The sequence below is a fragment of the Mangrovicella endophytica genome, from assembly GCF_002893625.1.
GTDB classification, from domain to species: domain Bacteria; phylum Pseudomonadota; class Alphaproteobacteria; order Rhizobiales; family Rhizobiaceae; genus Mangrovicella; species Mangrovicella endophytica.
Window position 1 is genome coordinate 76,121 of the sequence record NZ_PKMZ01000008.1, and the last position, 26,459, is coordinate 102,579.

At 66.8% G+C, this 26,459-nt stretch carries 25 protein-coding genes; 9 read left to right on the forward strand and 16 right to left on the reverse strand.

Going from position 1 to position 26,459, the window contains the following annotated elements; translation table 11 throughout:
* Positions 1–121 precede the first annotated feature (121 nt).
* Positions 122–1,132: an LLM class flavin-dependent oxidoreductase gene (locus tag C0R46_RS15935; protein WP_102960651.1), complete on the reverse strand. Its 1,011-nt coding sequence runs from the start codon at positions 1,130–1,132 to the stop codon at positions 122–124.
* A 184-nt stretch (positions 1,133–1,316) separates the two neighbouring features.
* Here C0R46_RS15935 and C0R46_RS15940 point away from each other — a divergent pair, with 184 nt between their 5' ends.
* Positions 1,317–2,216 (forward strand): DUF1206 domain-containing protein, encoded by a 900-nt coding sequence (locus C0R46_RS15940; RefSeq protein WP_198598371.1) that lies wholly within the window; start codon positions 1,317–1,319, stop codon positions 2,214–2,216.
* A gap of 134 nt (positions 2,217–2,350) precedes the next feature.
* Here C0R46_RS15940 and C0R46_RS15945 read toward each other — a convergent pair whose 3' ends face one another.
* Positions 2,351–3,937 (reverse strand): alkaline phosphatase D family protein, encoded by a 1,587-nt coding sequence (locus C0R46_RS15945; protein WP_102960653.1) that lies wholly within the window; start codon positions 3,935–3,937, stop codon positions 2,351–2,353.
* Between the two features lie 123 nt (positions 3,938–4,060).
* Positions 4,061–5,281, reverse strand: a complete 1,221-nt coding sequence (locus C0R46_RS15950; RefSeq protein WP_102960654.1) for an argininosuccinate synthase — start codon at positions 5,279–5,281, stop codon at positions 4,061–4,063.
* A 209-nt stretch (positions 5,282–5,490) separates the two neighbouring features.
* On the opposite strand from C0R46_RS15950, the gene C0R46_RS15955 reads away from it, so the two are divergent.
* Complete coding sequence (locus C0R46_RS15955; protein ID WP_102960655.1) at positions 5,491–6,135, forward strand: LysE family translocator; 645 nt, start codon at positions 5,491–5,493, stop codon at positions 6,133–6,135.
* A 23-nt stretch (positions 6,136–6,158) separates the two neighbouring features.
* Here C0R46_RS15955 and C0R46_RS15960 read toward each other — a convergent pair whose 3' ends face one another.
* The 9 genes from C0R46_RS15960 to C0R46_RS16000 form a co-directional block, all read right to left on the reverse strand.
* Positions 6,159–6,818 carry a glutathione S-transferase family protein gene (locus C0R46_RS15960; RefSeq protein WP_102960656.1) on the reverse strand — a complete coding sequence of 220 codons (660 nt, stop codon included), beginning with the start codon at positions 6,816–6,818 and terminating at the stop codon, positions 6,159–6,161.
* A gap of 44 nt (positions 6,819–6,862) precedes the next feature.
* A complete protein-coding gene (locus C0R46_RS15965) occupies positions 6,863–7,084 on the reverse strand; it encodes a BrnA antitoxin family protein (protein WP_102960657.1) in 222 nt (73 codons plus the stop codon).
* Between the two features lie 24 nt (positions 7,085–7,108).
* A complete protein-coding gene (locus C0R46_RS20820) occupies positions 7,109–7,561 on the reverse strand; it encodes a hypothetical protein (protein WP_102960658.1) in 453 nt (150 codons plus the stop codon).
* Positions 7,562–7,677: 116 nt separating this feature from the next.
* Positions 7,678–8,049: a CopM family metallochaperone gene (copM, locus tag C0R46_RS15975; RefSeq protein ID WP_102960659.1), complete on the reverse strand. Its 372-nt coding sequence runs from the start codon at positions 8,047–8,049 to the stop codon at positions 7,678–7,680.
* A gap of 122 nt (positions 8,050–8,171) precedes the next feature.
* Positions 8,172–9,401 (reverse strand): dual-specificity RNA methyltransferase RlmN, encoded by a 1,230-nt coding sequence (rlmN, locus tag C0R46_RS15980; protein WP_102960660.1) that lies wholly within the window; start codon positions 9,399–9,401, stop codon positions 8,172–8,174.
* A gap of 224 nt (positions 9,402–9,625) precedes the next feature.
* On the reverse strand, positions 9,626–10,135 hold the full coding sequence (locus C0R46_RS15985; RefSeq protein ID WP_102960661.1) for an invasion associated locus B family protein: 510 nt from the start codon (positions 10,133–10,135) through the stop codon (positions 9,626–9,628).
* Between the two features lie 301 nt (positions 10,136–10,436).
* Complete coding sequence (locus C0R46_RS15990) at positions 10,437–10,862, reverse strand: YkvA family protein (protein WP_102960662.1); 426 nt, start codon at positions 10,860–10,862, stop codon at positions 10,437–10,439.
* Between the two features lie 81 nt (positions 10,863–10,943).
* Complete coding sequence (gene thpR, locus C0R46_RS15995) at positions 10,944–11,531, reverse strand: RNA 2',3'-cyclic phosphodiesterase (protein WP_102960663.1); 588 nt, start codon at positions 11,529–11,531, stop codon at positions 10,944–10,946.
* 249 nt (positions 11,532–11,780) lie between these two features.
* Positions 11,781–12,449 carry an arylesterase gene (locus C0R46_RS16000; protein ID WP_102960664.1) on the reverse strand — a complete coding sequence of 223 codons (669 nt, stop codon included), beginning with the start codon at positions 12,447–12,449 and terminating at the stop codon, positions 11,781–11,783.
* Between the two features lie 65 nt (positions 12,450–12,514).
* Here C0R46_RS16000 and C0R46_RS16005 point away from each other — a divergent pair, with 65 nt between their 5' ends.
* The 4 genes from C0R46_RS16005 to C0R46_RS16020 all read left to right on the forward strand — a co-directional run bounded on the left by C0R46_RS16005 (position 12,515) and on the right by C0R46_RS16020 (position 17,800).
* Positions 12,515–13,249 carry an ABC transporter ATP-binding protein gene (locus tag C0R46_RS16005; RefSeq protein ID WP_102960665.1) on the forward strand — a complete coding sequence of 245 codons (735 nt, stop codon included), beginning with the start codon at positions 12,515–12,517 and terminating at the stop codon, positions 13,247–13,249.
* Positions 13,250–13,344: 95 nt separating this feature from the next.
* The gene (locus C0R46_RS16010) at positions 13,345–15,837 is read left to right on the forward strand and encodes an ABC transporter permease (protein ID WP_102960723.1); all 2,493 of its coding nucleotides are present in this window, start codon (positions 13,345–13,347) and stop codon (positions 15,835–15,837) included.
* A 346-nt stretch (positions 15,838–16,183) separates the two neighbouring features.
* On the forward strand, positions 16,184–16,948 hold the full coding sequence (locus tag C0R46_RS16015; protein ID WP_102960666.1) for a Bax inhibitor-1/YccA family protein: 765 nt from the start codon (positions 16,184–16,186) through the stop codon (positions 16,946–16,948).
* A 288-nt stretch (positions 16,949–17,236) separates the two neighbouring features.
* Positions 17,237–17,800 (forward strand): GNAT family N-acetyltransferase, encoded by a 564-nt coding sequence (locus C0R46_RS16020; RefSeq protein WP_102960667.1) that lies wholly within the window; start codon positions 17,237–17,239, stop codon positions 17,798–17,800.
* 114 nt (positions 17,801–17,914) lie between these two features.
* On the opposite strand, the gene C0R46_RS16025 is transcribed toward C0R46_RS16020, so the two are convergent.
* Both C0R46_RS16025 and C0R46_RS16030 read right to left on the reverse strand, forming a co-directional pair.
* Positions 17,915–19,075, reverse strand: a complete 1,161-nt coding sequence (locus C0R46_RS16025) for a YihY/virulence factor BrkB family protein (protein WP_102960668.1) — start codon at positions 19,073–19,075, stop codon at positions 17,915–17,917.
* A gap of 131 nt (positions 19,076–19,206) precedes the next feature.
* On the reverse strand, positions 19,207–19,584 hold the full coding sequence (locus C0R46_RS16030; protein WP_425349895.1) for a DUF2794 domain-containing protein: 378 nt from the start codon (positions 19,582–19,584) through the stop codon (positions 19,207–19,209).
* A gap of 490 nt (positions 19,585–20,074) precedes the next feature.
* Here C0R46_RS16030 and C0R46_RS16035 point away from each other — a divergent pair, with 490 nt between their 5' ends.
* The 3 genes from C0R46_RS16035 to C0R46_RS16045 are packed head-to-tail and all read left to right on the forward strand — an operon-like array spanning position 20,075 to position 22,343.
* Positions 20,075–20,845, forward strand: a complete 771-nt coding sequence (locus C0R46_RS16035; protein ID WP_102960724.1) for an amino acid ABC transporter substrate-binding protein — start codon at positions 20,075–20,077, stop codon at positions 20,843–20,845.
* Positions 20,846–20,877: 32 nt separating this feature from the next.
* Complete coding sequence (locus C0R46_RS16040) at positions 20,878–21,558, forward strand: amino acid ABC transporter permease (RefSeq protein WP_102960670.1); 681 nt, start codon at positions 20,878–20,880, stop codon at positions 21,556–21,558.
* Positions 21,555–22,343, forward strand: coding sequence for an amino acid ABC transporter ATP-binding protein (locus C0R46_RS16045; protein ID WP_102960671.1), 789 nt, complete (start codon positions 21,555–21,557; stop codon positions 22,341–22,343). Before C0R46_RS16040 ends, C0R46_RS16045 begins: the two co-directional genes overlap by 4 nt.
* 78 nt (positions 22,344–22,421) lie before the next feature.
* Here C0R46_RS16045 and C0R46_RS16050 read toward each other — a convergent pair whose 3' ends face one another.
* Both C0R46_RS16050 and acnA read right to left on the reverse strand, forming a co-directional pair.
* A complete protein-coding gene (locus tag C0R46_RS16050) occupies positions 22,422–23,252 on the reverse strand; it encodes a DUF1223 domain-containing protein (protein WP_102960672.1) in 831 nt (276 codons plus the stop codon).
* A gap of 233 nt (positions 23,253–23,485) precedes the next feature.
* Positions 23,486–26,194: an aconitate hydratase AcnA gene (acnA, locus tag C0R46_RS16055; protein ID WP_102960673.1), complete on the reverse strand. Its 2,709-nt coding sequence runs from the start codon at positions 26,192–26,194 to the stop codon at positions 23,486–23,488.
* Between the last annotated feature and the right edge of the window lie 265 nt (positions 26,195–26,459).

Sequence of the window (26,459 nt, forward strand, 5' to 3'; positions counted from 1 at the left end):
CGACCGTCATCTGCCACGCCGGCGGCGTGGGGCGGTGCTCTTCATGTCCCGTCCCGATCGCGGCCGACGCTACTCCAACTCGCACCGGGGACGCAATGAGACGAGTGAGCTAATAACGCTCTTACTGTGCTGCCGTGCGGGCGGCGCCCAGCGACTGCATGGCCTCGGCCGCGATGGTGAAAGAGGCCTTGCGGGCGGCATGATCGTGAATCTGCCCGGTCATGATGACCTCGTCCGGCCGGTAACGATCGATCAGCGCGCCGAGCTGGCGCTCCACCGTATCCGGCGAGCCGACGGCGGAGACCCGCAGCGCCTCGTCAACCATCGGCCGCATCGAGGGATCGATCACCGCGTCGATATCCTCCACGGGGCGCGGCAGCGGTCCCGGCCGGCCCGTGCGAAGGTTTGCAAAGGCCTGCTGCATGGAACTGCGCAGATAGGCCGCCTCCCTATCGGTCGGCGCGGCGAAGACGTTGACGGCGAGCATGAAGTGCGGCCGCGGCCAGCGCTGCGACGGACGGTACGTCTCGCGATAGATCTCGACCGCCTGATCGAGGGCCGCCGGCGCGAAGTGGGAGGCGAAGGCGTAGGGCAGGCCGAAATGGGCGGCGAGCTGGGCACCATAGAGGCTGGAGCCGAGAATCCAGACCGGCACCTGCGTGCCCGTGCCCGGAAAGGCGCGGACGCGCTGCTCCGGCACCTCCGGCTCGAAATAGCCGATCAGCTCCAGGACGTCCTGCGGGAAGTTGTCGCCATTCTCGAGGCTGCGGCGCAGCGCCCGGGCCGTCGCCATGTCGGTCCCCGGCGCGCGGCCGAGACCGAGGTCGATGCGATCCGGGAAAAGCGTCGCCAGGGTGCCGAACTGTTCGGCGATCACCAGCGGCGCATGGTTCGGCAGCATGACGCCGCCGGCACCGACGCGGATCGTCTTCGTGCCGGCCGCGACATGCCCGATCACCACCGACGTCGCGGCGCTGGCGATGCCGACCATATTGTGATGCTCGGCGAGCCAGAAGCGGTTGAAGCCGAGCGCTTCCGCGTGGCGGGCCAGGTCGAGCGTGTTGGCGAGCGCGTCCGCCGCGCTGGAGCCTTCCGGAACCGGCGACAGGTCGAGCATGGAATAGGGGATCATGGGGTGTTCCCTTTGCTGTTACGCCCAATGTGGGAAGGCCAGCGGCGAGAAACAATTCGCCTCGCTTATGAAGCGCAGACAAGCTGCCCTTTTAGAAACAGTCGTTCAAAGGGGATGCGCCGCCCTTCAAATTCCGCCGTGGAGACTAAGTGGCTGGATGAGAACGCCCTTTGCAGGAGGCACCTTGACACAGGCTGACGACACCACGCCCTTCTGGGTCGATCCCGTCATGCGGGTTGGCTACACGGCACGGGGCATCGTCTACGTTCTTGTCGGCGTCTTCGCCTTCGGTGCCGCGTGGTATGAGGCCGGGGAGGCCGGTGGGACCACGGATGCGCTGGAATCGCTCCTCGGCGGGACGCTCGGCATGTCGCTTCTCGTCGCCATCGCGATCGGGCTCGTCGCCTACGGGGTCTGGCGCTGCATCGATGGCTGGATGGACCTCGAAGATCATGGATTGGAGACCAAAGGACTGGTGGCGCGGGGCGCCATGTTCGTCTCCGGCTTCATCAATCTCGGACTTGCGGCTTACGCGGTGTCGCTCATCTGGACGGCCGGCTTTTCCGGCGGCGGTGGAGGCGGGCAGGGCGGTGGCTCCGGGGGCAGCAAGGGTCTGACGGCGTGGGTGCTGTCCTTTCCATTCGGGGCGTGGATCGTCATGGCCGCAGGCGCGGTCGTGGTCTGTGCCGGTCTCTACTACGGCGTCAAAGCCTATACCGGGAGATACAAGGAGCATCTGCGCTCGACCGAGATGAGCGAGCGGCTCGACCCTTTTGCAAAAGTGGGCCTCGTGGCGCAGGGGTTGGTAATCACCATCACCGGCGCCTTCGTCATCTTTGCCGGCTGGACGCATAATCCGGATGAAGCAGGCGGGATCGAGCAGGCTCTCAAAGCTCTGCACCAGGCTGCATTCGGACGCTACCTCCTCGGTGCGGTCGGCATCGGCCTCATGTTGTTCTGCATCTACTGCCTGATCGAGGCGATCTACCGAGTAATTCCGCGGCTGGAGGGCAAGGACTTGATCACGCTCGCCGACCGGTTTCGAGAGAAAGCGCAGCGGCAGGTGAAGGACGTCGCCTTTTAAGCTGAAGGGATTCGCGGCCACGCGGCGGCGTCGAAGGAACCGCGTCCGCCCGCCGCGAACCAGTTCCAGCCGTCGCTACGGCGAGCGGTAGCGGCCGCCACCTATAGGGGCGGCCGCTTTGCTGCCTTGCCTGATCAGGCTTTGACGGGCGTCAGATCGGTCGACCAGAGCGCGGCGTCGGCCGCATCCCGCAGCGTCACCGTCATCACTTCGGTGTCGGCGGCGATCTGGACATGGCCGAAGAACTGCAGGCCCGCGGCCGGCGAGAGGTTCTGTCCCTGCTCGGCGGTCGGCGCCTTGGCGTAGCGCAGCTGCGGGCCGAAGGTCGGATCGAGGTCGCCGGGGCCGAAGGTGCCGGAGTGGAGCGGGCCGGAGACGAATTCCCAGAACGGGTCGAAGTCCTGGAAGACGGCCTTCTCCGGATCATAGTAGTGCGCGGCGGTGTAGTGGACGTCGGCGGTGAGCCAGACGGTGTTGCGGATCTGCGAGTCCTTGATGAACTTCAGGAGATCGGCAAATTCCAACTCGCGGCCGAGCGGCTTGCCGGGCTCGTTGTTGGCGATCGCCTCGAAGCCCTTCTTGTCCTTGGCATTGTCCCAGACGACGAGGCCGAGCGGCATGTCGGCGGCAATGACCTTCCAGGTCGCCTTGGAGGCCTTCAGCTCCCGCTTCAGCCAGGCACGCTGGTCGGCGCCGAGATACATGGAGTTCGGGCCTTCCTCGGCTTCCAGATTGTCGCCGTTGGGGCCGCGATAGGTGCGCATGTCGAGGAAGAAGACGTCCAGCATCGGCCCGTAGGCGACCTTGCGGTAGACGCGCTGCGGCTCCGACAGGTCGGTTGCGATCGGCATCATCTCGTGGAAGGCGCGGAAGGCGCGGGCGGAGAGAAGCTCGATCGACTTCTCCTTATAGGCGTCGCCCAGCTGCTTGGACGAGGACCAGTTGTTGGTGACCTCGTGGTCGTCCCACTGTGCCAGCATCGGCACGGCGGCGTTGAAGGTCCGGACGTTGGCGTCCATGAGGTTGTACTTGTACTGGCCGCGATACTCGTCGAGCGTTTCGGCGACCTTGGATTTTTCCGGCGTGACGATGTTCTTCCACTTGGTGCCGTCCGGCAGCTCCACCTCGGCCTCGATCACGCCATCGGCATAGATCGTGTCGCCGGAATGGATGAAGAAGTCCGGGCGGTGCTTGAGCATGGTGGAGTAGATGGTCATGCCACCGCGGCTCTCGTCGATGCCCCAGCCCTGGCCGGCCGTGTCGCCGCTCCAGGTGAAGCTGATGTCGCGCTTCTGCGTCGGCGCGGTGCGGAAATGGCCGACCGCCGGTTCCGACACGGCGTTGACGTCGTTGAGGTCGGTGAAGCCGACGCGCCAGAAGATCTCCTGGTCGGAGGGCAGGCCCCGGGCGAGGATCTTCACGGCATAATCGGTGTCCGGCAGCGCATCGACGGCCGGCAGGCGATGAACGTCCTTGAAGCTGTCCGTCGTCGACCACTCGAAATGGGCCCGGGCCGGACGATCGGCGCGGGCCCAGAAGACGCCGCGGTCGGCCGCGATGTCGCCGCTCTGGACGCCGCCCGGAATGGTGGGCCGGCTGGCGGCGCGCACGAAGGCGGGCAGAGCGAGCGTGCCGGCGACGGCGAGGGCGCCGGTGGCCGCGCCGCGCAGCAGCGTGCGGCGGGAGACCGATGTGCGGCCGTCGAAGATCTGGATGGTCATGGGGGAGACGTCCTCGTCCGATACGTAGGAGAGGACGTCTAGAACCGTTCTATGAAGCGCGGTTGACCCGCATGTGACGGGTGGATGACGAAGGCGCTGCCGGCCTCGATCGTCTCCGGGGTGTCATAGCCCGTCGCGCTTGGCGAGCGTGCGCAGCCGCAGCGCGTTGAGCCGGATGAAGCCGGCGGCGTCCTTCTGGTCGTAGGCGCCGTGATCGTCCTCGAAAGTGACCAGCGCGTCGGAATAAAGCGACTTCGGCGAAGCCCGGCCGATGACGATGACATTGCCCTTGTAGAGCTTCAGCCGCACCGTGCCCTCGACATGCTCCTGGCTCTTGTCGATGGCGGCCTGCAGCATGTGGCGCTCCGGCGAGAACCAGAAGCCGTTGTAGATGAGCTCGGCATAGCGCGGCATCAGCTCGTCCTTCAGATGCGCCGCGCCGCGGTCGAGCGTGATGCTCTCGATGGCGCGATGGGCGGCGAGAAGGATGGTGCCGCCGGGCGTCTCGTAGACGCCGCGTGACTTCATGCCGACGAAGCGGTTCTCGACGAGGTCGAGCCGGCCGATGCCGTTGTCGCGGCCGAGATCGTTGAGGGCGGCGAGCAGCTCGTGCGGCTTCAACGCCTTGCGGTCGAGCGACACCGGATCGCCCTTGGCAAAGCCGATCTCGATCACGGTCGCCTGGTCCGGCGCTTCCTCCGGTGAGACCGTGCGCTGGTAGACGTAGTGCGGCGGCTCTTCCGCCGGATCCTCCAGCACTTTTCCTTCCGAGGAGGAGTGCAGGAGGTTGGCGTCGACCGAGAACGGCGCCTCGCCGCGCTTGTCCTTGGCGACCTGGATCTGGTTCTTCTCGGCGAAATCGATGAGGTCGGTGCGGGACTTGAACTCCCATTCGCGCCAGGGCGCGATCACCTTGATGTCTGGATCCAGCGCATAGGCCGAGAGCTCGAAGCGGACCTGGTCGTTGCCCTTGCCCGTCGCGCCATGGGCGATGGCGTCCGCGCCGGTCTCATGGGCGATCTCGACGAGGCGCTTGGAGATCAGCGGCCGGGCGATCGAGGTGCCGAGGAGATAGGTGCCCTCGTAGACGGCATTGGCGCGGAACATCGGGAAGACGAAATCGCGGCAGAACTCCTCGCGCACGTCCTCGATATAGATGTTCTTGACGCCCATCATCTCGGCCTTGCGGCGGGCCGGCTCCAGCTCCTCGCCCTGGCCGAGATCGGCGGTGAAGGTGACGACCTCCGCGCCGTATTCGTTCTGCAGCCATTTCAGGATGATCGAGGTGTCGAGGCCGCCGGAATAGGCGAGAACGACCTTCTTGACGTCGCGGATGGGTGCCATGCTGGAGAAATCCCGGTTGTGCGGCTCGTGCCCGGCTCTATAGCAAGTGCGGGCGCGGAAGAAAGCCTCGCGTCGCGGCGCCGCGGCTCCTTCGGTGCGCGTGATGCGCCTGGCGCCCCGATACCACCGCAAGAACCGGATGGTGCGAGGACGTCGGGACGGCTAACAATGGCGGAAGTAACGATCTCCGTTGGCAAGGCCGCGCCGCCATGACCTTTCTTCCCGATATCGCCACCATTCTCGCCTTCTCGCTTGCAGCCTTCGTGCTGACGATCACGCCAGGACCGGACATGACGCTGTTCCTCGGCCGGACCTTGAGCGAAGGGAGAACCGCCGGGCTCGTTACGATGCTCGGGGCGGCGACCGGGGTGGTGATCCACACCAGCCTTGCCGCCTTCGGCCTGTCGGCGCTGATCGCCGCGTCGCCGCAAGCCTTCTTCGCCCTTAAGTTCGCGGGCGCGGCCTATCTCGTCTATCTCGCCGTGCAGGCGATCCGCCACGGCTCCAGCCTGACGCTGGAGCGGGGCGCGGCCGGACGGCGCCATTCGGCGTTCGCCAACTGGGCGACCGGCCTCGGAATCAACCTCCTGAATCCCAAGGTCGTGCTGTTCTTCGTGACCTTCCTGCCGCAGTTCGTCTCGGCGGGAGACCCGCACGCCGTCGGCAAGCTGTTCTTTCTCGGGATCTATTTTATCGCGCTGGCCGTGCCCTTCAGCATCCTGATGATCCTGATGGCCGACCAGTTCGCGGCGGCGCTGAAGCGGCGACCGAAGGTGATGCGCATGATCGACTGGCTGTTCGCCTCGGTCTTTTCCGCCTTCGCCATCCGCATCCTGACGACGCAAGGGCACTGACGGTCGCGCGAGCCGACGAAGGCTCAGGCGTAGTCGTAGGGTCCGCCGCGCTTCAACCCCTGGCGGAAGGCCGGGCGGTCGTGGATGCGCCTGAGGAAGTCGCGCAGGAGCGGGTGATTGTCGTAGCCGACCCGTTGCGCCGCCGCCTCGACGGGAAAACTCATCATCACGTCGGCGACCGAGAAGGCATCGCCCGCGAACCAGCCGGCGCCTTTCAGCGCGTCTTCCCAATGGGCGATGTGCAGGTCGAGCTGCGGCCGCACGAAGGCCGACTGCGCCTTGCCGAGCGTCGCCTTCAGCAACGGCTTCAGGAAGAACGGCGCCTCCTCCGGAATGCGGCCGAGCACCAGCGTCATCAGGAGCGGCGGCATCGCCGACCCTTCCGCATAGTGGAGAAAGTGGCGCGCCTGCCAATAGGCCTCGGTGCCGTGCTCAGGCATCAGCCGACCATTGCCGTAGCGGTCGAGAATATATTCCACGATTGTCCCTGTCTCGGCGATGGTGCGGCCGCCGTCGGTCAGCACCGGCGACTTGCCGAGCGGATGCACCTGTTTCAGCTCGTCCGGCGCCTGCAGCCGCTTGGTGCGCTGGTAGCGCTTCACCTCGTAGGGCACCTCCAGCTCCTCCAGAAGCCAGAGCACGCGCTGCGAGCGCGAGTTGTTGAGGTGATGGATCGTGATCATCGGCCACCGTCAAAGTCGGCTGGGCGGGGATGTGGACGGGCGTATCAGAGCCCGGCGGCGGCGCGCAACGCAGCGGCCATACGGTCCTGCCAGCCCGGCCCGTCGGCCTGGAAATATTCCAGAACGTCGCTCTCGATGCGCAGCGTCACGCTTTCCCGCGTGCCCGGAATACGCGGCGCCTCGGCGGCCCGGCCGGCCGGCTTGGCCGATGCCGGCTTGAACACCGCTTCGGCGGCATCGAGGGGATTGGTGGGGCGGCGAGCCATCGGCGGGATCCTCGAAGGAACAGGTCAGGAGACAGGTGGGACGGAGGTCACTGGCGCGGCGGGCGCTCGCTCGCGCCAGCTGCCGGCGCGGCGCCCGGCGACGAGCCAGTAGACCAGCGCGAAGGAGAGGCCGGCGACGACGAGGGCGGTGCGCACGCTCGCCTGTGGCATGGCACCGCCATAGGCCATCCCGGCATAGGCGATGCCGCCGAGTGCGCCGGCGCCGGCATGCAGGAGAATGGAGCGCAGCGCCAGCACCTCCGTCACCGCCATGAAGATGCCCCACGGCACCAGCGCCGCCGAGCCGACTTGTCCCGCCTGCACGGTGAAGCCGAACCCGGTCTCGATCCAGAACAACGGATCGACGCCAGCCCCTCCGACATCCAGAAAAGGCGACAGCAGCGCAAAGGCCGCGGCGAGACAAGCGGCAATGAAGCCGAAGGGGATGACGAAGAGAAAGCGGAAGACGGCGCGCATCGCACAGTCAGATAGGGCATGTCCGGCGGAAAATCACCGCCAGACGAATCCAGCGCGCAGGCCGCGCAACGGGGCGGCTGGCCCTGTAGGCGCGCCGCCCTGCGTGCCCGACGATGCTATTTGCGGTGCTTGGCGAGCCAGTCCTGCATCATCTTGATCTCGCCCTCCTGCGCCTCGACGATCGTCTTCGCCAAGGCCTTGATCTCCGGGTCCTTGCCGTCGCGCAGCGCGATCTTCGCCATGTCGATGGCACCGCGATGATGGGCGATCATGCCTTGCATGAAGTCGACGTCGACATCGCCGGTCATCGGCATCGACCCCATCTCCTGGTGCATCTTTGCGCTGGCGTCCTCCAGCGTCTTCGGCTCACCCGCGGCGGGCGCTCCGGCCTCGCCATGCATCGCGCCGTGATCCATGCCGTCCATGGTCTGAGCGGCGGCCGGCAGCACCAGCAGCACCAGGGCCGCGGTTGCGAACATCGTTCTCATCGCTGATTCTCCTGTTTCGCAGCGTCGATGCCGGATGCTCTAGGGATTCCAGCCGCTGGAAGGTCAAGCGAGGAGATGCGCCTCGTCTGCGACCCTGCTGCGCCGCAGGAGCGCCGCGTTCCTCAGGACGCCGCCGCGAGACGCTCGCTCTTCTTCATCCGCTCCGATTCCGACTTCAGCTGCCCGCAGGCGGCGAAGATGTCGCGGCCGCGCGGCGTGCGGATCGGCGAGGCGTAGCCGGCCTGGTTGACGTGATCGGCGAAACGCTCGATCTGGTCCCAGTCCGAGCACTCGTAGGCGGTGCCCGGCCAGGGGTTGAACGGGATCAGGTTGATCTTGGCCGGGATGCCCTTCAGGAGCCGCACCAGCTCGCGCGCGTCGGCGAGGCTGTCGTTGATCCCCTTCAGCATCACATATTCGAAGGTGATGCGGCGGGCGTTGGAGAGGCCGGGATAGGCGCGGCAGGCCGCCAGCAGCTCCTCCAGCGGATACTTCTTGTTGATCGGCACCAGCACGTCGCGCAGGTCGTCGCGCACCGCGTGGAGCGAGATCGCCAGCATCACGCCCATCTCCTCCCCGGTGCGCGGGATCATCGGCACGACGCCGGAGGTGGAGAGGGTGATCCGGCGCTTCGACAGGGAAACGCCTTCGCCGTCGGAGGCGACGGCGAGCGCCTGCTTGACGTTGTCAAAATTATAGAGCGGCTCGCCCATGCCCATCATCACGACGTTGGAGACGAGCCGGCCCTCGGAGGGTACGATCGCGCCGGCGGGCGTTGCCGCATCCGGGAAGTCGCCGAGCCGGGAGCGAGCGGCGAGGATCTGCCCGACGATCTCCGATGGCTCGAGATTGCGGACCAGGCGCTGCGTGCCCGTGTGGCAGAAGGTGCAGGTGAGGGTGCAGCCGACCTGGCTCGACACGCACAGCGTGCCGCGGCCTTCCTCGGGAATGTAGACGGTCTCGATCTCGACCGGGCGGCCAGCGCCGCGGGCTGGGAAGCGGAACAGCCACTTGCGGGTGCCGTCGACGGAGATCTGCTCTTCGACGATCTCGGGCCGCTCGATGGCGAACGAGGCGTCGAGGCGATCGCGCAGGTCACGCGCGACATTGGCCATCTGGCCGAAATCCTCGGCGCCGCGGACATAGAGCCAATGCCAGAGCTGCGCGGTGCGCATGCGGACCTGCTTTCCCGGCACGTCCACGCTGCGTAACGCATCACCGAGCCCCTCACGGGACAGGCCGATGAGCGAGGGCTTTTCGGCTGCTGCCGGCGAGACCGCACCGCCTGGCATCACGCGCGGCGGAACGGCCGGGCGGGTCGCTGGCGAAGCAAGGTCGAGGGTCATGGTCATGGACAAAACCCGGGCCGGCCGGTGCCGGCGCAACAAGAACTGATAGTGGCGCGGATGCCTGTCACATGCGCGCTTCGGCGCCGATATGCAAGGGCAGGGGCATGTCGAGACGCCTTCCTGAAGCGCTGACCCTCCAGGACTGTGCCATTATCCTCAATACGAAAAAGGGCGTCCGGCCGGTGCCGGACGCCCTATCGAGATCGACGGCGCCACTGCGCCAGCCCCTACTTGCAGGTATTGATCGACTTCAGCGCCGCAGAGACGCCGGACAGCGAATAGACATAGTGCGTGGCGGTGCCGCGCTGGGACTGCGCATCAACGCGCATCTCCTTGCCGGCGCGAAGAGCGGCGACGAGCTGCGGCTCCTCGGCGGCGTTCTCCATCCAGGCGGACTCACCCTTGGTGAACAGCGCGAACTTCTTGCCGTCGACATCGACGGTGACGCGCCCGCCTTCCTTCAGGGGATAGCCGACGACGACCTGGGGCTCGTAGGAGACGCCCTGGCCCGGCTTCTGCGAAATCAGAAAGAAGATGTCGCCATGGTCAACGGAGGCCGGCTCCATCTTGGTCGGCGTCGACAGGATGTAGCACACCTTGCTGCCGCCCGCTGTGTAGGAGTAGCTCCCCCAGGCGTTGAACTGGTTCATGCGCGTCGGCGTCTGTGCAGCTGCCGACATCGCGCCGGACAGGACGATGATCGTGGCCGTCGCCGTCAGGACTTTGTTCAGAGACATGGCTTCCCGCTCGTTCGGTCTTCGATGGGTGTCGCCCGAGCCGCCATGGCGGCGGCCGGCCTTCGGAGCGACAGTTTGAATCAAAAGCCGTTGCGCTGCAGTTAACGGATTGCACCAGCGCTGCGATTTCGATGCCGAGTGGCCGCCGCGACCCAAATCGGCACGTCTAAGGACCAACGGAAGGATGTTGTCCAGAATGGGGCGAGCGACGGCGCGCGGCTGCTTCGGTAGCCGGCTTTCATACTCGCCCGGAGCCGGCGCGGCGACGCGACGCAGGCTGACGTGCTTCAGCCAGGCGGCTTCAGGCCTTGATATCGTCGAGCCGCTCGCGCGCTGCGACGTAATGCTCCGGCCGGATATTGTTCTGCACGGCCCTGAACGCCGCCCAAAGCACGGCGAGATCGTCGGTGAAGCCAAGGCCGAACAGCATGTCAGGGATGATGTCCACCGGCACGACGAAATAGGCCAGGGCCGCCAAGAGGATGCCGCGTGTCGCCGCCGGCGTCTGCGGATCGAGTGCGCAGTAATAGGCGGCGACGACGTCCTCCATGAACGGGACGTGGCGAAGCGCGCGGCGAACCGTTGAGAAAAAGCCGGAGCGGACGCGGTGCTCCTGCCGCTCCTGATCCTCGGCGCTGCCGGGTGCCAGGATTTCGGTGATCCTTGCCTTAGTCAGCCGGCTTTTGGAGCCTGCGCCCGCTTGCTCTGCCCCCGCCTGCTCAGCCATTGCCCTTGTCTCCCGTGGAAGGGTGAAGATGGGTTGAGGCGCGCTCGTCTCAAGATGCGAGCGCAGCGAGATCGTCAGCCGTCAGGCTCTTGGCAGATCGCTGCGATGCTCCACCCCAGGGCCGGAGCGCTGCGGCGCATCGAGCGGAAACGCTTCCTCAAGGACGTAAGGGCCGCCACCGACCGAGTCCCGCGCGGAGAAGACGCCGAAGCGCTTGACCGCGAAAGGCGGCGTGCGGAAGTCGCCGCGCCCCGCGAGATAGGGCGCGACCTCCGCCGGCTTCCCCTGCCGCAGCCGCGCGATCGTCACATGCGGCGTGAACTTCCGCGGATCGGCGGGCAGGCCGATGCGCCGGCAGGCGCGGTCGATATCCGCCTGCAGCGCCTCCAGAGCTGCGGACGGCTCGACGCCGGCATAGACCGAATGCGGCTTACGGTTGCCGAAGGCGTCGACGCCGCGCAGCGTCAGATCGAAGGGGGCGGCGCGGATCCGGTCGAGGCCTGCGACGAGCTCGTCGGCGAGGCGCGCCTCGACATCGCCGATGAAGCGCAGGGTGAGATGGTAGTCCTCCGTCTCGATCCAGCGGGCAGAGGGCAGGCCGCCGCGCAGGAAGGACAGGCTGAGAGCGGCACCGGGGGGAATTTGGAGGGCGACGAACAGTCTCGGCATGAGGCTTCTCCGCTGATCGGTGCAGGTGTGAGAGTTTCACCTCCACCTGCCGCTGGCAAGCGCGGCCAGCCAACCGTCGGTAGCAGCCGCAGATGACGGTGCGGCAATGCACAACTAATTGCCGCACCGCCTACAGAGGTTGTCCACATCGCGAGCGGCGCGTGGTCTCATCCTGGTGCAGGCCCCGTGCGGCAGGACGATGCGTCCGACCGACAACGGTCCGTCAGCCCACGCTGCGATGCCGCAGCGTCAGGGCGCCGCCACCGCGCCGTCCTTGCCGAGGGCGGCGATGACGCCCGGCACGATGCCCTTCACAATCACCGCAACGCCGTCTTTGTTCGGATGCATCGCATCGGCCTGGTTGAGCGTCCGCTCGGCGGCAACGCCTTCCAGGAAGAAGGGGTAGAGCGGCACGCCGTGCTTCTCGGCGAGCCTGGGGAAGATCGGGTCGAAACGCGCGGCATAGTCGGGTCCCATGTTGGGCGGCGCCTTCATGCCGGCGAGCAGCACCTTGATGCCGCGCTCCTTCAGGCGCGTCAGCATGGCGTCGAGGTTCTTTTCGGTGATCTCCGGCGCAATGCCGCGCAGCGCGTCGTTGGCGCCAAGTTCCAGGATCGCGAGGCCGGTGCCGTCGGGCACCGACCAGTCGAGCCGCGCCAGGCCGCCGGTCGAGGTGTCGCCGGAGACGCCCGCATTGGCGACGGTGACGTCGTGGCCTGCAGCCTTCAGGGCGGCCTGCAACTGCTCCGGGAAGGATTCGCCGGGCCCGACGCCGTAGCCCGCCGACAGGCTGTCGCCGAAGGCAACGACCTCGCCCGCCCCGCTGGACGGTGCTTGCCCCTGTGCCGAGGCTGCCGCAGGGGCAAGCGCGAGAAACGCGGCGAGAAGGGCGGCGGCGATCGGTTGGAAGTGCTGCATTGCAAACCCATATAGCGGTCGGCCTTCAGCAAGGCTCGTCGACCCTGATATAGGACCGCAGCGCCTTGGCAGAACCGGCTATCCGATTACGAAACGTTCATCTGACGCTCGGCAGCGGCCGCAGCGCCGTGCATGTGCTCAAAGGCGTCGGGCTAACGGTGGAGCGTGGCGAATCCGTCGGCATCGTCGGCCCGTCCGGCTCCGGCAAGTCGACGCTTCTAATGGTTCTCGCCGGGCTCGAACGCGCTGACGAAGGCCTGGTCGAGATAGCAGGACAGCCGCTGACCGGCCTCAGCGAGGACCAACTCGCCGCCTTTCGGGGCCGTTCCGTCGGCATCGTCTTCCAGTCCTTCCACCTCATCCCGAACATGACGGCGCTGGAGAATGTGGCGGTGCCGCTGGAGCTTGCCGGTCATCCCGACGCCTTCGGCCGTGCGGCGCGGGAACTCGCCGCCGTCGGCCTTGCCGAGCGGGTGACGCACTATCCGGGCGAGCTCTCCGGCGGCGAGCAGCAGCGCGTCGCCCTGGCACGGGCGCTGGCGCCGGAGCCGGCGATCCTGATCGCCGACGAGCCGACCGGCAATCTCGACGCCGAAACGGGCCGGCAGATCGCCGACCTTCTCTTCGGCGAACAGCGGCGGCGGCAGATGACATTGGTGCTGGTCACCCACGATACCGGCCTTGCGGCGCGCTGCGACCGGGAGATTGCGGTGCGCTCCGGCGTCATCCATGACGACGCCCCGGTGGTAGCGCCCGCCCCAGCAAGTGCGACCGGCGCTGCCGAAGGCGCGTCGCTGTGACGGCTGCGGCGATCACGACGGCGGACGGCAGCGAGCTCGCCCGTCCGGGCAGGCTCGATCGCCTGCGCCTCGCCGCCCGCTTCGCGCTGCGCGAGATGCGCGGCGGCCTCTCCGGTTTCTACATCTTCCTGGCCTGCATCACGCTCGGCGTCGCCGCCATCGCGGCGGTGAACTCCGTCTCCACGATGATGAGCGAGGGCATCGCCTCGCAGGGACGCGAGATCCTCGGCGGCGACCTGCGCTTTTCGCTCGTGCAGCGGGAGACCTCGCCGGAGGAGCAGGCCTATCTCGACAGCCTCGGCCGCGTGTCGCAGACGATCTCGATGCGCTCCATGGTGCGCCTTCGCGACGGCAGCAAGCAGTCGCTGGCCGAGGTGAAGGCGGTGGACGGCGCCTATCCGCTGGTCGGCACCGCGGAGACGAGCGCCGCCTCGCCCCTCCCGGACTTGCTGGCTGAACGGAACGGGCGCTACGGCGCCGTCGCCGCGCCCGAGCTATTCGACCAGCTCGGCCTGAAGCCGGGATCGGTGATCCGCCTCGGCACGGCCGAGATCGAGCTGCGTGCCATCCTGACGCGCGAGCCGGACGTCCTTGCCGAGGGCCTGATCTTCGCGCCGCGTCTGCTCGTCTCGACCGACGCCATCCGCTCCACCGGTCTGATCCAGCCCGGGAGCCTCGTCTCCTATTCCTACAAGCTGGCGCTGAACCGCGGCCCCGCTACCGCCAAGGCGGCCGAGGAGGAGGCGAAGACGCGCTTTCCCGATGCCGGCTGGAACATCCGTTCGGCCGACCGAGCCGCGCCCTCGCTCCAGCGTAATATCGAGCGCTTCGCGCAGTTCCTGACGCTGGTCGGCCTGACCGCGCTGATCGTCGGCGGCGTCGGCGTCGCCAATGCCGTCACCGCCTATCTCGACGGCAAGCGGCAGGTGATCGCGACCTTCAAGAGCCTGGGCGCCGGCGGTGGCTTCGTCGTCACCGTCTACCTCCTGCAGATCCTCTTCATCGCGGGCGTCGGCATCGCTGCCGGCCTCGTTCTGGGTGCCATCGCGCCCTTTGTCGCAGCGGCGTTCCTGCAGCGGGTCATCCCAATCGCCGCGGAGGCCTCGGTCTATCCGACCGCGCTCGGCGTCGCCGCCCTGTTCGGCCTGCTCACGGCGCTGACCTTCGCGCTTCTGCCGCTCGGCCGGACCCGCGACGTTCCGGCGACGGCGCTCTTTCGCGAGGCGGGCGGCACGACGCGCCGGGGCATGCGCCTCGCCTTTCTCGGTGCGGCGCTCGCCATGGCGCTGGCGATCGCGGGCCTTGCCCTGCTGATGGCCGGCGACCGCCGGGTGGCACTGATCTTCCTCGCCGGTACGGCAGCCGCCTTCCTGATCCTGCGGGCGGTCGCTCTCGGGATCGCCGCACTCGCTGCCCGGGCTCCGCGCTTCCGCTCGACGCCGCTGCGGCTTGCCGTCGGCAACATTCACCGGCCCGGCGCCTTGACGCCCTCTGTCGTCCTGTCGCTCGGCCTCGGGCTGACATTGCTGGTGACGCTGGCGATCATCGACTTTGACCTGCGCCGCGAGATCGGCACCGGCATCGCTTCGCGGGCGCCGAACTTCTTCTTCGTCGACATCCAGAACGGCGAGGTCGACGGCTTCCGCAAAGAAATCGAGACGCTGGCGCCCGGCTCGACGCTGGAGGCGGCGCCGATGCTGCGCGGGCGCATCACCCGGCTGAACGGGAAGGACGTGACCACGATCGAGGTGCCGCCGGAAGGCGCCTGGGTGCTGCGGGGCGACCGCGGCGTCACCTATTCGCCGACGCTGCCGGACAATGCCAGCCTGACCGCCGGCACGTGGTGGCCGGCGGACTATGCCGGCGAGCCGCTGGTATCCTTCTCGGCCGAGGAGGCCGGGCAGCTCGGGCTGAAGGTCGGCGACACGCTGACGGTCAACGTGCTTGGCCGTAACATCACGGCCAGGATCGCCAATCTGCGGGTCGTCGAATGGGAATCGCTGGCGATCAACTTCGTCATGGTGTTCTCGCCGAACGCCTTTGCGGGCGCGCCGCATTCCTGGCTGGCGACCCTCGCCATCCCCAATGCGAGCGCCGATGACGAGGGCCGGGTGCTCTCGGGCATCGGCAAGGCCTATCCCGCCGTGACGACGGTGCGGGTGAAGGACGCGCTCGACGCGGTGAACGCCCTGATCGCGCAGCTGGCACTGGCGATCCGCGTCGCGGCGGCGGTTGCACTGGTCGCCTCGGTGCTGGTGCTCTCCGGCGCGCTTGCCGCCGGCAACCGCGCCCGCATCCACGACGCGGTGGTCCTGAAGACGCTGGGCGCGACGCGGGCGACGCTGATCCGGGCCTATACGACCGAGTACCTGCTGCTGGGCCTTGCGACAGCGGCCTTTGCCATCGGCGCCGGAGCGCTGGCGGCGTGGTTCGTCGTGTCGAGCGTCATGGACCTGCCCTTCGTCTTCGACTGGACGGTGGCATTGATGACGCTGGTGATCTCACTCGTCCTCACCGTCGGCTTCGGCCTGCTCGGGACGTGGCGGGTCCTCGGGCAGAAGGCGGCGCCCGTGCTGCGGGAGCTTTGATGCGGCGGCGCTTCGAGTCGATCGCGAATCCAGCGCCTTGCTGCGGTCCCCGCGGCAATGCTGCGGACGAGTCGAACCGGGCTGCATCCAAGTTAGCGCTGGAGCGCTGATCTTGCCGATACTGGCGGTGAGGGTCGAGGCCTGCGAGCCTTACCGCGAATTCACCTTAACCGTGGCGAATCCGGCACCTCCAGGCCGGTTCACGTCTTGTTCGCACGGCCACAATCCGCATATTGATGGCAGGCTTGCTGGGCGTCCCGCCAGCGGCGCCTCGGCTTCCGGCGACGAGTTTTCGTCTGCCGCGGCGGCCGACACCGGACGGGACACGCAGAAGGAAGTTGGGAAAATGGCTGACTATCGCAATTACGGAGCGCGTAGCGTGCCGGCGGCCGGGTCGAGGGCGGATGCCACGATCGACCAGGGCCTGCGCAGCTACATGCTCAAGGTCTACAACCTCATGGCCGCCGGCCTCGCCATCACCGGCGTCGCGGCCTATGGCCTGTTCAGCATGGCGGTCGTCACGAACGCCGGCGGCGACATTGCCGGCCTGACGCCGCTCGGCGAAGCCGTGTTCGTTTCGCCGTTGAAGTGGGTGCTGATGTTCGCGCCGCTGGCGCTGGTGTTCTTCCTGTCCTACCGCGTCGACAAGATGAGCGTCGGTGCCGCGCAGGCGACCTTCTGGGCCTATGCCTTCCTGGTCGGCCTGTCGCTGTCGACGATCTTCCTCGTCTTCACGCAGCAGTCGATCGTCCAGGTGTTCTTCATCACCGCGGCGAGCTTCGGCGCCCTGTCGCTCTTCGGCTACACGACCAAGCGTGACCTGTCCGGAATGGGCTCGTTCCTGTTCATGGGCCTGATCGGCATCATCCTCGCCTCGATCGTGAACATCTTCCTGGCCTCCTCGGCGCTCGCCTTCGCGGTGTCGATCATCGGCGTGCTCGTCTTCGCGGGCCTCACCGCCTACGACACGCAGCAGATCAAGGAGATGTATTACGAGGGCGACGGCTCCGTCGTGATGGGCCGCAAGGCGATCATGGGCGCGCTGCGGCTCTACCTCGACTTCATCAACATGTTCATGTTCCTGCTGCAGCTCTTCGGCAACCGCAACTAAGCGGACCGGGATCAGCATCGGATCGGGAAAGGGCGGCTTCGGCCGCCCTTTTCGTTTTGGCCGCTCTTTTCGTTATGGGCCTTTCGCGGGTTCAGTCTCTTCGACATCGACGCTCCTCACTACGGTGGTGGCGCCACTTCAAGGAGGTGGGTGAGGCGGTGTGAGTGCGACGCACCCGCGCGATCGCCAAGCGAGCTTGGCGCAGACCGGCCGGCGGTGCTAACGCTCGGCCGCTGGCGCGCATCCTGCGCCGCGGGCCTGCGGGCTGCTTGTCCGGGAGACACGCGTTTGAGCGCCGTCATACTTCGCGATGCCACCGCCGACGATCTGACCGAAATCACCGCCATCTATGCCGATGCCGTCCTGCACGGCACCGCGACCTATGAGCTGGTGCCGCCGGACGTCGTCGAGATGCGCGCACGCTTCATGACGATCACCGGCCAGTCCTATCCCTATATCGTCGCGCAGGACCATCACGACCGGGTCGTCGGCTATGCCTATGCCGGGCCGTTCCGCACACGGCCGGCCTATCGCTGGACGGTGGAGGATTCGATCTACCTCACGCCGGAGATCAAGGGGCAGGGCATTGGCCGGGCGCTGCTGCTGCGCCTGATCGAACTCTGCCAGGAGGCCGGCTTCCGCCAGATGGTCGCGGTGATCGGCGATTCTGGCAACCAGCCCTCGATCCGCCTGCATGAGCGGGCGGGCTTCCGCCATACCGGCATCTTCGAGGCCTCCGGCTTCAAGTTCGGGCGCTGGATCGATACGGTGCTGATGCAGATGCAGCTCGGCGAGGGCAGCGCCACGCTCCCCGACGAGGCGCGCTATCCGGGTACGCTGTTCGGCGGCTGATCAGGCGCGGGAATAGCGTCGCTCCTCTTAAGGCTGTTCCGCCGAGCGAAAGCTCTCCCCTCGGCATGTCGATGGCGAGCGGCCGGCGCGTGCTTCGCCGGCCAGCCGCCATCCTCAATGCGACGAGCCGCGCGCGCTGCGCTTCTTGGCCCAGGACAGGATGAGCGCGGCCGGAACGGCGACGGCGAGCTGGCCGAGCGAGACGCGCTCACGCCCCTTGCTGTCGAGCGGCCTGCCTCGGCCGCTATGGCCGGATCCCGCCTCGTCGTCCACACCCTTGTTGAAGCCGGTGCCGCCTTTCGGCGCCTCGCGCACCCCCGCGACACTGTCGGCCATGGTGGCGTCGCGCCGCCCGAGCGGGCGCGGCGTGCCCGTTGTCGTATCCCGCGCCGTCTGGTGCTCCATCTCCGAATTCAACTCGGCCCCGACGATCAGGATGATCATGGTCAGCCAGATCCAGGTCATGAAGCCGATCATCGCGCCGAGCGAGCCGTAGGTCGCGTCGTAGGAGCCGAAGTTCGCCGTGTACCAGGAGAACAGGATCGAGACGACGGCGGTGAGCACCAGCGTCAGGATCGAGCCCGGCGTGATCCACTGCCATTGCGCCGAGTCACGCGACGGACCCCAGCGGTAAAGCGCGGCGACGCCGAGCGACATGACCAGGATCGCCGCAGCGAGACTGACCAAAGTGATGAGCCACTCGAAGCCCTCGCCGAGATAGAAGAGGTCGAGCACGGCCGGCAGCACCACGACGAGGCCGATCATGATCAGCGCCGTGACAACGATGCCGAGCGTGAAGGTCAGCGACACCGCGTTGAGGACAATGAAGGAGCGCTCCTCCCGCTCGTTATAGGCGACGTTCATCGCCTCGAAGAGCGACTTCACGCCGGCATTGGCGCTCCAGAGCGAGATGGCGAGCGAGATGACGAAGGTGAAACCGAGCGTGGTGTCGCGCGCCGTAGTGAGGCGCGTCAGTTGCTCGTCGAGGATCTGCAGGCCGCCGGCGGGGATGATGCCTTGCAGCGTGCTCAGATGCTCGCCCACGACCGCCGGATCGGAGAACAACCCGTAGAGCGAGACCAGCGAGGTCAGACCCGGAATGAAGGCGAGAAGGAGATAGTAGGTGACGCCCGCGGCGATCAGCGTCACGCGGTCTTCGCCGATCTGTTCGTAGGTGCGCCAGAGGATGTCCTTCCAGCCCTGCACCGGAATCTCGGTCGGGCTGGTCGCGCCTCTGCCCCGGTTGTCGCCCGCCACCTGTCCCGGCTGCCGCATCGCTTGTCCCTTGCCGCATCATCCATCTGCGAGAGGCGCAACGCGGAGAAGCTAGGATCGATCCTCGCCGGCCCTTCGATAGCGCAGGCGGAGGGTGATTGGTGCTGCGGACGGCCGTGGCGGCCGGAGCTTCAGGCGCGGTCGACGAGGCGCAGCGCCTTGTCGAAGACGCGCAGGACGGCTGCGAGATCATGGCCGCGCCGCATCACCAGCCCGCCGGCAGCGACCACGCAATACGCACCCTGGCGCCGGGCGAGCTTGGGGTCCTTTTCGATCCGGTAGAGCGGCATCTCGCTGGAGCGGCGGAAGATGGAGAAGACGGCCCGGTCCTTCAGCGTGTCGATCGCGTAATCCCGCCACTCGCCGGCGGCGACCATGCGGCCGTAGACCCGGAGGATCTCGGACAGTTCACGCCTGTCGAAGGAGACGACCGGCAGGCTCGAGGCGCGGCGGACCTCGGCAAGGTTGATCGGAGCCGCACCCTCGCGCTCACCCGTCAGATCACTCAAGACCAGTCCTCGCCGCCTCGTTCGACGGGATGCGCCAGGAGCGTATCGCTTAAGGATACGAGCAGGCGCGCCGCACCGTCATCGTCCTGTCAATATGGGGCCGCGCCCGGCGCTTTGGCAACGCTGCCGCGACGTTGCGCCCGTTCCCGATGCCGCATTTTCGCTTCCCGGCGAGGCGGCGCGGGTGTGCCGGCCCGTCCGCAATCGGGCGTACCGCCATACGGCGCCAGCCTTACCGTGCCGGCTACGCAAATGCGGGAAGCGATCCGGCGTGCGAGCAAGGTCGGCGCCCTACTTACGGCAGCGAGCAGGTGAGCCGGTTCGAGCGCCTCTGCAAAAACTTTGCGCGCTCTGCTCACTTTTCAGGACGCTGCAGGCGCATTCCTGCCCATCCCGCAGGCTGCCATCCTTGTCGATGCAGCGCTGCTCGATCAGATTCATGCTCATCCCAACAGCGGCCGATGACGCCGCCACATATCGGACAATCACGATGAAGTGGAATGCTCTCCTCGCCGCCGCCGGTCTTGCGGCGCTCCTCGCCGGCCCGGCGACCGCACAGTCGAATCTCGACGAGATCAAGTCCGCCGGCGCGCTGAAGATCGGCACCGAAGGCACCTATGCGCCCTTCACCTTTCACGATGCGAGCGGCGCTCTGGTCGGTTTCGACGTCGAGATCGGCCGTGCGGTCGCCGAACGCCTCGGCGTCAAGGCCGAGTTCCTCGAAGGCAAATGGGACGGGCTGATCGCCGGTCTCGACGCCAACCGCTACGATGCGGTGATCAACCAGGTCGGCATCACCGAGGAGCGCAAGAAGAAGTACGACTTCTCCGAGCCCTATATCGCGTCCAAGGCGGTGCTGATCGTCAAGGCCGACAATAACGAGATCAAGGATTTCCCCGATCTGAAGGGCAAGCGCTCGGCACAGTCGCTGACCAGCAACTTCGGCAAGCTCGCCGAGACGAACGGCGCCGAGCTCGTCGGCACGGACGGCTTCGACCAGTCGATCCAGTTGGTGCTGCAGGGCCGCGCTGACGCAACGATCAACGACAGCCTGTCCTTCTACGACTTCAAGAAGGCCAAGCCCGACGCGCCGGTGAAGATCGCCGCCGAGGAGGCGAACGCCGAGCATTCCGGCATCATCATCCGCAAGAACGAGCCGGAGCTTCTCGCCGCCATCAACAAGGCCCTTGAAGACATCAAGGCCGACGGCACCTACAAGGCGATCTCGGATAAGTATTTCGGGCAGGACGTGTCGCAGTAAGCCACGCCGCCCAAGCTTGAAAAGGAAGCCGCATGCCGGATTGGCTGCAGCTGATGCTGAATTCGCTGGGGCCGCTCCTTTGGGCGGCCCTTGTTTTCACCGCCCCGCTCACCCTCCTCTCCTTCGTCCTGGGGCTCAGCCTCGGCCTCGTCGTCGCCCTGATCCGCCTGTTCGGCCCGCGCCCGCTGGTGGCCGTGGTTCGCTTCTATGTCTGGGTGATCCGCGGCACGCCGCTGCTCGTCCAGCTGTTCCTGATCTTCTACGGCCTGCCGAGCGCCGGCATCGTGCTCGACGCCTTCACCGCGGCGCTGATCGGCTTCACGCTGAATGTCGGCGCCTATACGTCCGAGATCATCAGGGCGGTGATCGCCTCGGTGCCGCGCGGCCAGTGGGAGGCCGCCTATTCCATCGGCATGAGTTGGGCGCAGGCGATGCGGCGTACCATCCTGCCGCAGGCGGCGCGCACCGCCGTGCCGCCGCTCTCCAACACCTTCATCTCGCTGGTCAAGGATACCTCGCTCGCCGCCGCGATCACCGTGCCGGAGCTGTTCCAGTCGGCGCAGCGGATCGTTGCCGTCACCTATGAGCCGCTGATCCTGTATGTCGAGGCGGCGCTGATCTATCTCGTCCTGTCCTCCGTGCTGTCCGCCCTGCAGGTGCGGCTGGAGCACCGTCTCAACCGCTATGGCGGCTTCCTGGAGGCGCGCGCATGATCGAGCTGATCGACATCGACAAGCGCTTCGGCGATCTGCATGTCCTGAAAGGCGTGTCGAGACGCTTCGCCGAGGGCAGCGTCACCGCGCTGGTTGGCCCGTCAGGCGGCGGCAAGAGCACGCTGCTTCGCTGCATCAATTTGCTTGAAGTGCCGACGTCCGGAACCGTGCGGATCGGCGAGGCGTCGATCACCTTCACGCCCGGCCGCCGGACCCGCTGGTCGGAGATCCAGGCGCTGCGCCGGCAGACCGGCATGGTGTTCCAGAACTTCCAGCTGTTCCCGCACCGCACCGCCATCGAGAACGTCATGGAAGGCCTCGTGACGGTGCTCGGCTGGTCGAAGGATCGGGCGAAGGCCCGTGCGCTGGAACTTCTGGATCGTGTCGGGCTCGCCAGCAAGGCCGATGCCTGGCCCTCGACGCTCTCGGGTGGGCAGCAGCAGCGCGTCGCCATCGCCCGCGCACTGGCACCATCGCCCCGCGTGCTTCTCTGCGACGAGCCGACATCGGCGCTGGATCCCGAACTTGCCGAGGAAGTGGTGGAAGTGCTGGCGGGCCTGGCGCGCGAAGGCACGACGATGGTGATGGCGACGCACGATTTGAGGCTCGCCTCGCGGGTGGCGCAGGAGGTGGTGTTCCTCGACGCCGGCGTCGTCGTCGAGACCGGGCCGGCCCGAGACGTGTTCGATCGCCCGCAGCGTGAGCGCACCAAGCGCTTCCTCGCCTCGCTGGCGGCGGCCAGTGGCGCCGAGGCAGCAGGGACATCAACTGGACCGGCAGGATAACGGACCGGCGGTCGGCTCCGGTGCGCGGCTTGTGCCTTTGTCCGGCGCAGAGACAAGCCGTCGCGTGGTGTTCCGCCGTCAGCTGCCGCCGAACTGGAGCACGGCGGCGGCCAGGATCGGGCCGGGACCGCCTTCCGCGGTGACCGTCTGGATCAGAGCGGCGCAGCCGCCCGTCGGCCGGCCCGAACGCCTCAGGCCCGACAGCGGCATGTCCACCTCCAGCGGCTTGCCGTTGAACATGCCGAGGATCTGCCAGTCCGTCACAGGATTGGCGTTGAGGATGGTCTTCCCCTTGTTCTCGCCACGGGTGACTTCGACGCGGCTGGGTGGACTGAAGTTGACCAGCATCAGCACCGGCACCTGTCCCGCGGTGTCCCCGACTGAGGCGGTGATATGCATTCGGTCACCGATCCGCCGCATGGCGACGGAAGCGCCCCCGGCGCCCAGCGGCACGTCCGCGATGGCGCGGCGGATGTCGGCCTCACGCGAGCCGATGACGTCCTTGCGGCCATTGACCACCACCTGCGGCGTATAGATCGTGCTGGTGCCGAAGGAGCGGGCATAGGCGCGCTGACGCTCGGTGTTGGCCTTTGAGCCCAGCGTATCCGACCAGCCGATATAGTCCCAGTAGTCCACGTGGTAGGCGAGGGCGACGATATCGCTTTCCTTGGCCATTTCGGCAAAGATGCGCTCGGCCGGCGGGCAGGATGTGCAGCCCTGGCTGCTGAAGAGCTCGATCACGGCGCTCGTGCGGCTGCTGCTGACAGTCTGCTCCTGTGCATGCACAGGAAGCGAGGTCGTGAGGCTCGCAACGAGCGAAATCGCCGCGAGGGACTGCGACGCCTTGCGCAGCGCTGCCCGCCCGGCCGACATGGCCGGCCGGAACAACCGATCCTGTGTCGTCATCATCCCCCAACCTAGTTGCCGTTCCAGCTGTCGGCCACTCACTTGCGGGTGACCGGGCCGTTACGGTTACGGGTACACGGCGATGGACAGTCTATGGACGCCGCTGCGTCGCGGCCATGGGAAGAATTCCTACATTGCCCTCGTCACGAAACGATGATGCCGCCGCCGAGCTGGACTCGGCGACGGCATCATTGAGCAGGGCAGGCAGCCGCCGGCGCACCGGCGGCCGGTATGCATCAGGCTGCGAGCTGGCGCAGCACGTAGTGCAGGATGCCGCCGTTCTTGTAGTACTCGAGCTCGTCCAGCGTATCGATGCGGCAGTAGAGCGGCACGGTGAAGGACGTGCCGTCGGCACGCGTCACCGTGGCGTCGAGCGTCTGGCGCGGCTGGATGGTGGTCAGCCCCTCGATGGTGACGGTCTCGTCGCCCTTGATGCCGAGCGACTCCCAGGACGTTCCTTCCTCGGCGAACACGAAGGGCACGACACCCATGCCGACGAGATTGGAGCGGTGGATACGCTCGAAGGACTGCGCGATCACGGCGCGCACGCCGAGCAGCACGGTTCCCTTGGCCGCCCAATCACGCGAGGAGCCGGTGCCGTACTCCTTGCCCGCCAGGATCACCAGCGGCACGCCTTCGTCCTTGTAGCGCATGGCTGCGTCATAGATCGGCAGCTGCTCGTTGGACGGGAAGTGACGCGTGACGCCGCCCTCGATACCCGGAAGCATCTGGTTCTTGATGCGGATGTTGGCGAAGGTGCCGCGCATCATCACCTGGTGGTTGCCGCGACGCGCGCCATAGGAGTTGAAGTCCACCGGCCGCACCTGATGGCTGACGAGATAATCGCCGGCCGGACCGTCCTTCTTGATCGAACCCGCCGGCGAGATGTGGTCGGTGGTGATCGAGTCGAGGAAGAGGCCGAGGATGCGTGCATCCTTGATGTCCGTGACCGGCTTGGGCTCCATCGACATGCCCTCGAAGTAGGGCGGGTTCTGCACATAGGTGGAGCGGTCGTCCCAGTCGTAGGTGAGGCCGCCCGAGACGCTGATCTTCTGCCAGTGCTCGTCGCCGCGGAAGACGTCGGCATAGCGGCTTTCGAACATGTCGCGGGTGACGGTCTTGCGGACGACCTCTGCGATCTCCTGGGTCGACGGCCAGATGTCCTTCAGGAAGACGTCATTGCCGTCCTGATCCTGGCCGAGCGGCTCCTTGGTGATGTCGACGAAGAGCGAGCCGGCGATCGCATAGGCGACGACCAGCGGCGGCGAGGCGAGGTAGTTCGCCCGCACGTCCGGATTGACGCGGCCCTCGAAGTTGCGGTTGCCGGACAGCACCGAGCAGGCGACGAGGTCGTTGGCGTTGATCGTCTCGGAGATCGGCTCCGGCAGCGGGCCGGAATTGCCGATGCAGGTGGTGCAGCCATAGCCCACGAGATTGAAGCCGAGCGCGTCGAGATCACCCTGCAGGCCGGCGCGGTTCAGATACTCCGTGACGACCTGCGAGCCCGGGGCCAGCGAGGTCTTCACCCAGGGCTTGGCTTTCAGGCCGCGCGCATTGGCGTTGCGGGCGAGGAGGCCGGCCGCAACGAGGACGTTCGGGTTCGACGTATTGGTGCAGGAGGTGATCGCCGCGATCACAACGTCGCCATGGGCAAGGCCATGGTCGGCGCCGTCCACGTCATAGCGCGTGCGGTCGGCTGGCGCGCCGGTGCCCTTCTTCTTGGAGCTGGCGATGATGTCGGCAAGCGCGGCCGGGAACTGCTGCGCGGCCTGATCCAGCGGCACGCGGTCCTGCGGGCGCTTCGGGCCGGCGAGCGACGGCACAACCGTTCCGAGGTCGAGCGACAGCGAGTCGGTGAAGACCGGATCCTCGGTGCCGTCCTGGCGGAACATGCCCTGCGCCTTGGCATAGGCCTCGACGAGCGCGATGCGGTGCTTATCGCGGCCGGTCGCCTCCAGATAGGAGATCGTGTCCTTGTCGATCGGGAAGAAGCCGCAGGTCGCGCCATATTCCGGCGCCATGTTGGCGATGGTTGCCTGGTCCTCGAGCGTCAGGTTCGACAGGCCGGGGCCGTAGAACTCGACGAACTTGCCGACGACGCCCTTCTTGCGCAGCATCTGCGTGACGGTCAGGACGAGATCGGTCGCGGTCGTGCCTTCCGGCAGCTTGCCGTCGAGCCGGAAGCCGATCACCTCGGGGATGAGCATGGAGATCGGCTGGCCGAGCATGACGGCCTCCGCCTCGATGCCGCCGACGCCCCAGCCGAGAACGGCGAGGCCGTTGACCATGGTGGTGTGCGAGTCGGTGCCGACGAGGGTGTCAGGATAGGCGATCGTCTCGCCGTCCTCGTCCTTCGTCCACACCGTCTGCGACAGGTATTCGAGATTGACCTGATGGCAGATGCCGGTGCCGGGCGGCACGACCCGGAAGTTCCGGAAGGCTTCGGAGCCCCAGCGCAGGAAGGTGTAGCGCTCGCCGTTGCGGTCGTACTCGACGTCGACATTGCGCTTGAAGGAATCCGGGCGGGCGAAATAGTCGACCATCACGGAGTGGTCGATGACGAGATCGACCGGCACCAGCGGGTTGATGCGGTTGGCGTCAGCGCCGAGATTGGCCGTCGCATCGCGCATGGCCGCGAGGTCGACGACGGCCGGAACGCCGGTGAAGTCCTGCATCAGCACACGGGCGGGACGGTAGGCGATCTCGTAGCCAGCCTTGCCCTTGTCATCCAGCCACTTGACGACGGCGCGAACGTCATCAGCCGAGACGGTGCGGTCGTCTTCGCTGCGCAGGAGATTCTCCAGGATCACCTTCATGGAGAAGGGGAGGCGCGAGGCGCCGGTGAGGCCGTTACGCTCGGCTTCCTGCAGATCGAAATAGACATAAGACTTGCCGTCGACGACGAGCGTCTTGCGGCATTTGAAGCTGTCGGGTGCTTTGGACACGGGGCTTCGTTCCTTCACGAACTGGAGTGTAAGTCCGAAGGGCGAACGCCTATGGCGCCGCGGAAGCGCCGGAGGATGCGGGTGCGACCATTTCCGCTTGTCCGCCCCGGCTGCCTGCGGTGCCTGCAGGCTGCACGAATCGGCTCTGAACCGTTTCCACCCCGGTCGCTGGCGTGGTCGGCGCCCTTATAGGCAAGTTTGTAACGGCTATAAAGACCGTCGTGGGCTTCACGGTAAAATTGTCGACAAGAGGCGCAAGCCTCGG